Annotated in this window: 10 protein-coding genes and 2 tRNA genes; 5 read left to right on the top strand and 7 right to left on the bottom strand. The window is 46.6% G+C overall.

The features are described from left to right. The first annotated feature begins 112 nt into the window (after positions 1 to 112). Positions 113 to 385, top strand: a complete 273-nt coding sequence (locus ACPLJI_RS03725) for a 2TM domain-containing protein (protein ID WP_424730166.1) — start codon at positions 113 to 115, stop codon at positions 383 to 385. Position 386: 1 nt separating this feature from the next. Here the strand turns inward: ACPLJI_RS03725 and ACPLJI_RS03720 are convergent, their stop codons facing one another. The 5 genes from ACPLJI_RS03720 to ACPLJI_RS03700 all read right to left on the bottom strand — a co-directional run bounded on the left by ACPLJI_RS03720 (position 387) and on the right by ACPLJI_RS03700 (position 3,029). Further along, positions 387 to 1,298 carry a PhoU domain-containing protein gene (locus ACPLJI_RS03720; RefSeq protein ID WP_424730165.1) on the bottom strand — a complete coding sequence of 304 codons (912 nt, stop codon included), beginning with the start codon at positions 1,296 to 1,298 and terminating at the stop codon, positions 387 to 389. Beyond that, positions 1,288 to 1,902, bottom strand: a complete 615-nt coding sequence (locus ACPLJI_RS03715) for a hypothetical protein (protein WP_424730164.1) — start codon at positions 1,900 to 1,902, stop codon at positions 1,288 to 1,290. Before ACPLJI_RS03715 ends, ACPLJI_RS03720 begins: the two co-directional genes overlap by 11 nt. Positions 1,903 to 2,016: 114 nt before the next feature. Next, positions 2,017 to 2,814 (bottom strand): metallophosphoesterase family protein, encoded by a 798-nt coding sequence (locus ACPLJI_RS03710; protein WP_424730163.1) that lies wholly within the window; start codon positions 2,812 to 2,814, stop codon positions 2,017 to 2,019. A gap of 24 nt (positions 2,815 to 2,838) precedes the next feature. After that, positions 2,839 to 2,911, bottom strand: a tRNA-Thr gene (locus ACPLJI_RS03705). A gap of 35 nt (positions 2,912 to 2,946) precedes the next feature. Then, a tRNA-Leu gene (locus tag ACPLJI_RS03700) sits at positions 2,947 to 3,029 on the bottom strand. Positions 3,030 to 3,276: 247 nt separating this feature from the next. On the opposite strand from ACPLJI_RS03700, the gene ACPLJI_RS03695 reads away from it, so the two are divergent. The 4 genes from ACPLJI_RS03695 to ACPLJI_RS03680 all read left to right on the top strand — a co-directional run bounded on the left by ACPLJI_RS03695 (position 3,277) and on the right by ACPLJI_RS03680 (position 8,616). Beyond that, positions 3,277 to 3,447 (top strand): 4Fe-4S binding protein, encoded by a 171-nt coding sequence (locus ACPLJI_RS03695; protein WP_424731367.1) that lies wholly within the window; start codon positions 3,277 to 3,279, stop codon positions 3,445 to 3,447. Next, positions 3,437 to 4,594, top strand: coding sequence for an NAD(P)/FAD-dependent oxidoreductase (locus ACPLJI_RS03690; RefSeq protein ID WP_424731366.1), 1,158 nt, complete (start codon positions 3,437 to 3,439; stop codon positions 4,592 to 4,594). Before ACPLJI_RS03695 ends, ACPLJI_RS03690 begins: the two co-directional genes overlap by 11 nt. 135 nt (positions 4,595 to 4,729) lie before the next feature. Further along, positions 4,730 to 7,237 carry a hypothetical protein gene (locus tag ACPLJI_RS03685; protein WP_424731365.1) on the top strand — a complete coding sequence of 836 codons (2,508 nt, stop codon included), beginning with the start codon at positions 4,730 to 4,732 and terminating at the stop codon, positions 7,235 to 7,237. Between the two features lie 50 nt (positions 7,238 to 7,287). Beyond that, positions 7,288 to 8,616, top strand: a complete 1,329-nt coding sequence (locus ACPLJI_RS03680) for a HEAT repeat domain-containing protein (RefSeq protein ID WP_424731364.1) — start codon at positions 7,288 to 7,290, stop codon at positions 8,614 to 8,616. Positions 8,617 to 8,620: 4 nt separating this feature from the next. Here ACPLJI_RS03680 and ACPLJI_RS03675 read toward each other — a convergent pair whose 3' ends face one another. Then, on the bottom strand, positions 8,621 to 9,082 hold the full coding sequence (locus tag ACPLJI_RS03675; RefSeq protein WP_424731369.1) for a 4Fe-4S binding protein: 462 nt from the start codon (positions 9,080 to 9,082) through the stop codon (positions 8,621 to 8,623). Between the two features lie 16 nt (positions 9,083 to 9,098). Continuing rightward, the gene (acsC, locus tag ACPLJI_RS03670) at positions 9,099 to 10,475 is read right to left on the bottom strand and encodes an acetyl-CoA decarbonylase/synthase complex subunit gamma (protein ID WP_424731363.1); all 1,377 of its coding nucleotides are present in this window, start codon (positions 10,473 to 10,475) and stop codon (positions 9,099 to 9,101) included. Between the last annotated feature and the right edge of the window lie 11 nt (positions 10,476 to 10,486).

The raw sequence follows: 10,486 nt of genomic DNA, 5'->3' as shown, positions 1-10,486 counted from the left end.
AGGTGCGTGAACCAGCCTTCAGAAAATTCTTCGACATCGAAGAAATACACTACGACGGCGAGGAGAAAAGAATATTAGAGACAGATTACAGATCTCTTGAAGGGGCAGGACTATGCAGGACGATGAATACGAAAGAGCACGGAAGAGAGTAGAGGAACTTAAGGGATTTTACATACACCTATCTGTTTTTGTAATAGTTAACTTCACCCTTTTCCTCATAAACCTTCTTTCAAGCCCGGGTATATGGTGGTTCTACTGGATAACAGCCTTCTGGGGAATAGGAGTTATATGGCACGCATTCGGTGTCTTTATTGGCGACAGACTTCTTGGTAAGGAATGGGAGGAGAGGAAAATAAAGGAATACATGGAAAAGAAAAAGAAATAAATCACATACCCTCCCTCTCACGCCTCCTGAAACGCTCAGGCGTTGTTGTTCTCGGTATATTCCTGTAATATTCGCCTGCGGTATCGAATATCTCAATTGAAATATCTGCTATTCTCTCAAATGTCTTAACAACCCTGGAAAGGGATATATAATAGGTTGAGCGCTCCTTATCCTCAAATGGTGTTTCGGCCATCTGTGTGGCAACACAGTTAAGGGCGTTCTTCTGAACCCTGTGAATATCGTCCTCAAAGGACATGAGTTTTGCCTTGAGTTCAAGTTTCTCGTTGAGGAATGCGTCCATTGCTGTATTCACCATCTCAACAGCAATTGAAAACATCTCCTGCAGGTACTCCATCATCGCCGGGTCAACCTCATATGACTCCTTAACTGCAAAGTTTGCTATTATCGCAGAGTGATCACCTATCCTTTCAAGGTCATAGGCAATCTCTGTGAATGCCATTGTCTTGCTGAACTCTGAGTAGGGATTCATTGCTATGGCTGTATCAACAGAGGCCCTAACCTTCTCGTGCATGGTGTTCGTTATGTAGTCCATCTTCAGGGCCTCATTTGCAAGCTCCTCATCATATTCCTCAAGGGACCTGAATGACTTCCTGAGCTGTTTGCAGACATGGTGTGCCATGTCCCTGAGTATCTCCTTGATAAAAAAGCTGCCTGCGTATTCCCTGGATGTAACCTCCTCTCCAAAAAGCTCAGGGAACTCCTCAAATTTCTTTATATCAACAATGTAGGCCCTTCTCACAACACCCTCCTTTATTAAGGGCTGGAGGAGTTTGGTAACATACCGTCTTGTTATTCCAAGCCTTTCTGCAATCTCATCCTGTGTGGATGGGTTCTCATAGAGTATAACATCTATGATCGACTTGAGTGTTGCGTTTTTTGTTTTATTTTTCATTCTCCAAAGACACCTCATCTTCCATTACAATGACAACAGAGTCTCTGAGTATGGATACACTCATGTAGAGAAGTGTAACCATGACCATTAATGTTATCAGGATGTCGAACTCATAAAAAATCGACCTGTAAACCATTACAAGGGGCGAATGAACATCCACAAGCCCCCTCAGGAGGACGATGAAGCCCATGAGTATGAGGACATGTCCATATGATTTCCTTATGGTCTCAGGTTGCAGGAGGGGGTAGATTCCCATAACCATGAGTCCAACCCCTATTGACCTGAAGAGGTTCCAGTAGGTTGCCTCCTCAAGGAGATAGAAGATATAATGGGGTTTCCAATGGAAATTTCCAATGAGGTATATTGCCTCAATTACAACTATTATGATGAGGGGTATTGCAAATACCACCCTGCTCTCAACCCTCTCTGTCTTAACATTCTTGAGGGGCTCCCTGAGGTAGTGGGAGAGAAGCTGATACAGCATTGAACCAAGAACAGCACCCATGACAGTTCCCCCCACTCCCAGCTTTGAGGTTGTGAATGCCACTATCCCTGAGATTATCCCGGCCATGAGTATATCAAATGCCTTGGTCAACGCTGCCACCTGCAGATTCTTAATGATGAAAGTAAGATCATATTATGCATATTTATTTTCCCTATTAGAGAACATTGTGGATGATGGTATATTAATCTTCTCATGAAAAAATGAAACCGGATATTAAAGGTGGCCTTCTGGATGTACATATGAACATATCATGTATTCTTCATCCTCAACTTTAACAGAATAGCTGGCCATCTCCCTTTTAGAACCATCCTCTGTGTTTATAAGGTCAACAGAGATCCTATCATCATCTATCCTCAACTGGTTATGGGAGGGGAAAGTTTCACCCCTTAACTTCCTTGTTGTGGCTGTGCCTGAATTCAGTGTAACCATACTTTCAATCATCCAGACATTGGGCACATGCTTGTGTCCATTGAGTACAAAGTCAACACCATATGAACTGAGGAGTCTGAGGAGATCTCCTGAGTCCAGCAGTATGTTCCTCTCACGTCCAGTGTTTGGTATTGGCAGCAGATGGTGGTGGAACGTAACTATCTTGCAGAGGCTATCAGGAACCCTCTCAAGTTCCCTTGCAAGCCATTCCAGCTGATCCATACCTATCTGACCGTCATTTATGTCAGGTTCAGAGGAATCAAGACCTATAACAGCAAATTCTGAGTCATGATGGACAAACTTCCTCTTACCTATCATCTTCTCAAAGTGTACCAGCCCAACATTCCTTGCATCGTGGTTGCCTGGAATTATATACGTTGATGTAATTGACCTCAGCTCATCTGCAAATGCAGCTGCCAGTTCATACTCGTGGGCATAGCCCTCAGTGGTGAGGTCACCTGAAACAACTATGATGTCAGGATTCTCATCCTGAAGCTGTAACAGGAGATTCTCCCTGAGCTTGCTGGAGAAATTCTTTTCACCGAAATGTATGTCCGAGATCTGAGCAATTTTTTTCTCCATTAGAACACCTTAAAATCAATGGAAAGCCTTAGGGGGGATTCGAACCCCCGACCTATGCCTTACCAAGGCATCGCTCTACCACCTGAGCCACTAAGGCAGACAATTTTAATTTCAGAACAGCTAAAACTCTAGTGCAGGGGAAGGGATTCGAACCCTCGAAGGCCTGCGCCAGAGGATCTTAAGTCCTCCCCCTTTGGCCGCTCGGGCACCCCTGCATGGTAATTGATAGTAGTAAAAAGTCATATATTAATTTAACGGTGGTCATTATCATATCCTAAGCATTTAATTAAAGTTATTCAATATCGGGGAACTTATCCCCTGACCAGTCACCGCCATTACCATATCCTAAGATTTAATTAAAGTTATTCAATATCGGGGAACTTATCCCCTGACCAGTCACCGTCATTATCATATCCTAAGATTTAATTAAAGTGGGTGTCCATAAATCTACTGGGTGATTCATTGAAACACGATCCATCAAGGTGTATGCGCTGCGGTGCCTGTGTGAATGTCTGTCCATCAGGTGCCCTGGAACTGGAGGACACCCTCCTTATAGGGGATGGGTGCCTGGAGTGTCTTGCCTGTGCTGCAGTCTGCCCTGTGGATGCAATGGGGTGTCAGGATGAGGTATGATCTTGTTGTTGTAGGTGGCCGCGTGGCCGGCTCCATAGCAGCATACCATGCAGCAAAAAAGGGTCTGCGGGTCCTCATGCTCGAAGGAAACCCTGAAATAGGGACCCCTGTACAGTGCGCCGGGGGAGTGAGTGACAGCTTCTTCAGATCAACAGGTATAAAGCCACTCCCTGAGTTCACATGTACGAGAATAAAAGCGGCTGCGATCAACGGACCCTATGGTGCAAGCATAACAACCAGAAACCCTATGATAAGGGGTTACATCATTGAAAGAAAGATTTTTGATAAATACCTCGCTCTGCGTGCTTCTGAAGCCGGGGCGGATGTGCTTGCAGGGTCCCGGGTGAAGGACCTAATATTCCATGATGGCTCCGTCTCCGGTGTTAAATTCAGGGGCCCCGATGGAACCCATGAGGTCGAATCGGATATTGTAATTGCAGCAGACGGCATTCAGTCAGGTGTTGGCCGTAGGGCGGGGCTTGATACACGTTTCAGACCAGGAGAACTGTGCTCCTGTGTCCAGTATGAGGCTGCAGGTGTGGATGTGGATACTGAAACCATAGAATTCTACTTCGGAAGCAGATTTGCCCCCTCAGGTTACCTCTGGGTGTTCCCCAAGGGTGATGGGAGGGCTAATGTGGGTCTTGGGGTCCGGAGAAGTAGCTGCTCAGAGGTCGGTCCCCTGATGTACCTCAACAGGTTCATGTCAGATAAGGGATTCAAGAGGATAGAATTCAATGCAGGGGCCGTACCTGTCTGCGGGCCTATCGAGAGGACCTTCACAGATGGAATGCTCGTTGTGGGGGATGCGGCTGGACAGGTTGACCCCCTAACCGGAGGAGGAATACATGTTGCAGCAGAATGTGCGAAAATCGCTGGGGAGGTTGCTGCAGAGGCTGTTGAGCATGGAAGGTTCGATGGCAAATTTCTATCATTATATGAGAAGAAATGGAGAAGTAAGGTTGGCAGAAATCTTGAAAGGTCACTCAGATTCAGAAGGGCCCTTGATGCCCTTGATGACGAGGAACTCGATGCCCTCCTTAGATCAGTTGAAGGCAAAAATTTAAGTTCCATTTCAAAGATATCCCTCCTGAGGGTTTTAAAGGATTATCCTTCAATGTTAAGGGTACTTAAGGATATTCTTTAGGTATAGGCCACTTCTCTAAAACTAAGCCGGCAAACATTCATAAATGAAAGATATATTAATGAAAGAGAATGGAATTAATTTCTCCAATTAAATAATAAAAAGTTCACTCTGATATTAAAGGTCCAGGTGATCTCCTTGTTCCGTGAAATCCATAGGGAAAAGTTATACCTAGCAGCAATAGCCATCCTGGCATTTATTGTAAGGCTCATACCCAGCAGGACCCTTTCCCTTGCAGGTAAAGATGCATACATACACCATGATATTGCCATGAGAATATTCAGGGAGGGCCCGGGTATTATAGCCCACGATATACCATCCCTTATGGGTTTAAAGGCATACGCATATCCCCCTCTTTTCCATTTGATCGGTTCTGGTCTTTACATGATATTCCAATCAGATATTGTCTTTTTCCTCATAGGCCCACTTTTTGGAACAGCAGCAGTTATTGTAATTTACAGGGTGGCCCTGGAAATATCTGGAAACAAAGAGACCGCACTTCTCTCAGCCTTCCTGTTTTCAATGGTGCCCTCCTTCATTACAAGAACATCGATCTTCATACCGGAATCCATGGGGATCCTCCTCACCTCAGGGATCCTCTACATGATTGTCAGGTACCTTAAAACAATTCCCGGATACCCTGACATTGATAAATTTGAGCTCAAAGGTTTCCTCAATCTCTTCAGGGGTGATCTGAAGTACATTCTGGGAGGCTTAATCATATTCGGCATCTATCTCTTCACCCACAGAGGATGGGTTTTCCTTTTAATAGCCCTTCTCCTTCTTGCAGTTACATTCCTCACGCCGTCCTTCAGGAAAAGGCCCATTGAATTTGGTTTAATTTTTATACTGGTGGGGGTGGGTATCTTTGAATTTATAACATTCGCTGCAAGGTTTCAGTCCGTCCCGGTAACAATACTTGGTTTTCCCAAGTGGATGGGTGTGCTTCAGTTAATACTTGGAATTTACGGGGCCCTCATACTTCTCAGATCAAAGAATCCCATCCACAGGTTCCTGATAATATGGGCCGCAGCCTTCATGATCATAGGGACCTACTCATTCAGATTCAGGGATCCCTATGCAGCCATACCACTGTCTCTAATTGCAGGTTATGGCCTCAGTGAAGTTAGGAGTAGGCTGAATGGTTCAGAGAGTCTCAGAAATTACCGCCTCCTGAAATGGAACATTGGGGCCCTTATCCAGACAGGAGTTTTTGCAGTTCTTCTGTTAGTGCCAGTGGCCCAGGGAGCTGCCATTGCATATACCAGCGTTGTAACACCAACCACCCAGCAGAAGGCCGCATTTACATGGATAGAGGATAACACACCAGCAGATGCAGTTTTCCTATCTTCAACTGAAGACTCATACCTCCTCATTGGGAATACCCATCGGAAAGATGTTCTGCTCTGGAAAACAGTCTATGAAGGTTTCATGGGAGATTCCCCGTCCCTTAAAGAGAATTCTGTAACCCACGATGAGGTCTCGGCCATCTTCGACTCATCACTACCCTCTGAAGCCCACTACCTGATAGAAAAGAATAACATAAGCTACATATACCTCTCAAAGTCCATGCATGAGAGAGGCATAGGCCTCTACATACCCGTGGATCCCCACTTCAAGACCTGCTTTGTATCAGGAGACGTATCCATTTACAGATATATAAAGAATCCGGAACTCCAGTCAAACTGCTCAAAAATGGCTGTAGCTGGGGAATACAGTAATATCGTCGAATTCATTGAGAAATTCTGGAATGGATACTCCTATTCAGAGGCGGGTGGAACAGGTTACACTGACCCCGCAGAGGACCTTGAATTCGGGAACCTTTTCAAGGGTTCATATGACAGCAACGCCATGATAGCAGCACTTTATCTTGAAATAGGGAATAAAAGCGGGGACAGAAACCTCACATCCAGAGGAGAGTACCTCCTTGAATGGCTCAGATACAAGCAGATGGATAATGGTTCATTCCCGGGGGGAATGCCCCCTGCAGAATACACCCTCACCACCATGCAGACAGTTTATCCACTCATGGAGATAAAATCAGCTGCAAGCCAGGAGATTGTTAATTCCGGCCTTCTGTTTGTCGATTCACAGGTGAAGGGCAGTGAAATAAATGTGAGTCCCCTCTGGAATGCCCCCATATTTCCTGGGGATGACTATCTCAGGCTCAAAACTGAGTCACAGGTGGCAGGGATGTATCCCTCAGGTAAAGCTGAAATCATACATTCACTAATTGAAGGTCAGGGATACGATGGATCATGGAGCTCCAAGCCATACGAGAACATTGGAATACTGAAGGGGCTTGCACTCTACTACATCTCCACAAAGGACCCGAAGGTTCTTGATTCAATAAAAAAGGGTTCTGAATGGCTAAAGACTCATCAAAACCCTCAAGGTTCATTCCAGGGCGACGGGGAGGATCATTTATACTGTGTGGCTCATTATTCTGATGCTGCACTTATTTACAGTGTGGCGGGGGATAAAGCATCCCTTGAGAGAACCCTCGGTTACATTGAAAGAAAAGGATTTGAAAATGACCCCACACCCCTCAGATCATTCCTCACATTCATCCAGGATATGAAAATAATATACGGGGATGATCGTGCCATGCAGCTTGCTGATGGAATCCTGAAATCCAGTTCCTGATAGAGCAAAAAACTTTTATTTTTTAGCTTATAATATGGAGTGGGGGGATAATGATTTTATTCACCGATAACATCAATTCTCTCCTGAAGGAGGGAGACGTGGAGGGACTCATGGAGGCCCTCAGAAGCCGCGATTTTACTGTTAGAAGGGAGGCTGCCATTGCCCTTGAAAGGATCGCAGATAAGAGATCCTTCGATGCCCTCATTGAGGCCCTCAGATATGAGGAATGGCAGAAGGACTACCCAATACTTGGTGGTGTTAGGGCCGCGGCAGCCAGGGCTCTGGGAAGTATAGGGGATCCTGGCGCGGTTGAGCCGCTTATGAATGCCCTTGAGGACCCTGATATTGAGGTGAGGATCAGTGCACTCAGAGCACTTGGCAGTTTCAGGGATGAAAGGTCAGTTGATGCTGTTGAAGGGTATTTAAATGACCCCCATGAGGATATAAGAAAAAATGCCCTCATCACCCTTGCAGAGCTGGACCCCGGAAGGGGACTCAGGCATGCAGCAGCTGCGCTTAATGACAGGTCATGGGTTGTGAGAAAGGCCGCTGCAAGGGTCATCAGAAATCTGGGTGATGAGAGGTGCCTTGAAGTCATTATTGATAAACTCAACGACCCTGACCTGGAGGTCCGGCGTCAGATTGTTCTTGCAGTTGTGAACCTTGGTGAAGCGGCGGTGAATCCTCTTCTTGAAAAGCTCTCCGACCCATCCTGGCAGACAAGGGCCGTGCTGGTTGAGGCTCTTGGGGAGATAGGGTCAAAAAGGGCTGTTCCCCGCCTCAAAAGGATGGTTTCAGGTAGAAAAAGGGATGAAAACCGCTATGTTCGTGGAAAGGTGGCAGAGGCCCTGGGGCTTATAGGGGACCCTGACGCCCTTGAATCACTCATAGAGGCCCTCAATGACCCCTACATCTTTGTTAGAAGAAAGGCCCGCGCAGCGATAGACCTGATTGATGTTGAACCATGCCTTGAGAGATTCGATAATGGAGAGATAAGCTTCAGGTACCCCATTTTCTGGGACCTCCGGGAGGTTAAGGATGGTGAAAAACTCATTACAGGTTCATGTAAGGAACATGGGCTTAAAATATCCTTTAAGAGGAAGGAAGCCTCTGGAGTGACTGCTGAAGAATTTTCAGATATTTTAATTGACGTTCTGAACATGAGGGGTCTTTTTAACGTCACAAGGGGCTCCGTTACCGTTGACAGCGAGCATGGATATATGGTAACCGGTGAAACAAAGAAAGACAGAATAGTGGCATTCATCTTCAAAAAGAAGGGTTATGTATATTACATATACTTCAAAGGACCCATTGAAAACATCAGTAGGTCCTACAAATATATGAGGGTGTTGATAAACACCCTTCACGTGGAAATTTAGTGCCCTAAACCTTGCCCCTGTAGATCTTCATTGCCTCCTCAAGGACCTCACTGAACTCCATACGGTCCCTCAGATCAGCAAGGTCATCCACAGATACCAGTTTAAGGACATTCTCCTTGCATGCATCCACACATGCAGGCAGGAGACAGTCGGCATCCATACAGAGTGTACATTTTTCTGCTGATTTCTTTTCAGAGTCAAGAACTATCATTCCTGCGGGGCAGGCAACCATGCACAGCTTGCAGAGTATGCATGCTTCCTCATCAATCACAAGCGCCCCATCAACCTCCCTTATGGCGCCAACAGGACATATCCTTGCACATGGGGCCTTCTCAGGGTGGCACTGAAGGCAGAATAAAGGCATCCTGTCCCCCTTCCTGACCCTTGCAACCCCATGGGTCCTTTTGCATGCATTTATGCAGTCATCGCAGCCACTGCACCTTGCAGGGTCAATCACCATCAGCATCTTCACTGAACCACCTCTACTCCGATGCCAGTTTTTCAAGGTATTCAGGTATTCCTGAGGAATCCCTTGGCCCTACAAGCACCTTCCATCCGGTATCATCTTCTATTTCACCACTTGCAGGTGCCGCAAGTCCCGGGATGATGAGAACCCTCTTCTTAACCCTATCCTCTATACCGCTATCCTTTATTAGGTCAGCAACTGCGGTTCCCGTGAGCTGTCCTCCAGCCAGGGAAACGTCCACAGCCCTCCCCTCTGTGTCCAGAACGAGGAGATATGCTGTCACATCACCCGCCTTGAGGTCACCCTCAACTGTGTAGTAGGTGAGTGAGAAGTTTGTTGTGAGTATCACAGGGGAGTTCTCATCAACATCTCCAAACTCATATACTCCAGGATCAACAGTCTGTGGCTTCCTTGGATCTGTGTAAAGACCCTGCCTGAGGGTGAGAAGGGGCATAAGTTCCCAGATATCTGTTCCGCCGAGTATAAGAATGTCAGCGTAGCGGTTCATGAGTGTGGCTGCAACAGTAGCTTCCTTTATATTATCCTCAACTGGATCATCTCCTGAAAGCCTTGAAAGTGCTGGTATGCCCATTATGGGGAAGCGGAAATCCTCGTCTCTTTCCTCAACTGCAAGGCGCCTTATCATGACAAAGTTATCTATGGTGTCACCTATTCCCTCTCCCGTGAATGTACCGGGGTCCAGGATAATTTCAGTAAGGCCCATTGCCCTCAGTCTTCTTGTGAGGTTCTTCATCTCCTCAAGGTCACCCGGTGAGAAGAGCACCATGGGGCAGCCGTATGAAATCGAAAGATCAGCCATCTCCTGGAGGTTGTCCTTTGTGGCTGCGTACATGAGGGGCCTCTGATCCCCCAGGACCTCGAGGGCTGCCCTCATCGCCTTTGGATCGAAGGTGCATAGAACAACAGGGAATTTGAGTTCAGCCAGGGCTCCTGCTGCCTCTGCAAACTTTTCAGGGCTCCCTGATTTGTTCCTCAGAGCTATGGCATTAAGGGTCAGTTTTTCACCGGTACGCTCGAATTCAAGGTTTATGATCTCCCCTGCCCTTTTAATGATCTCCTCTGATGGTAGGTCATCTGGAAGATCAACCACGAGAGCTGTGGGGTTGTAGTATGTGAGTTCAAACCTGTAGAGGACCTCATCACCCCCAACCACCACCTGGTTTTCTTCGGGGCCGAAGGTGATTTCCCTAACAGCCGGGGCCAGGAGGTCCTCAAGTTTCTGTCTTTCATCCCCGCTGAGCTGCGGGCAGTCATCCAGTGTGAGTTCCTTTTCGATGAGTTTTGTGGCGAAGGCCATGCATGATGACTCATCACATTTACCACAGTTTGTTTTTGGAAGTAATCGATATACGTCCATGGCAGTTACCTGCAATTTAAACCCCT

Origin of the sequence: Methanothermobacter sp. (genome assembly GCF_049720995.1) — an archaeon.
In the GTDB taxonomy this organism is placed as follows: domain Archaea; phylum Methanobacteriota; class Methanobacteria; order Methanobacteriales; family Methanothermobacteraceae; genus Methanothermobacter.
The sequence above is the reverse complement of the archived record's forward strand: the minus strand, read 5'-3'. Positions and strand labels throughout refer to the sequence as shown.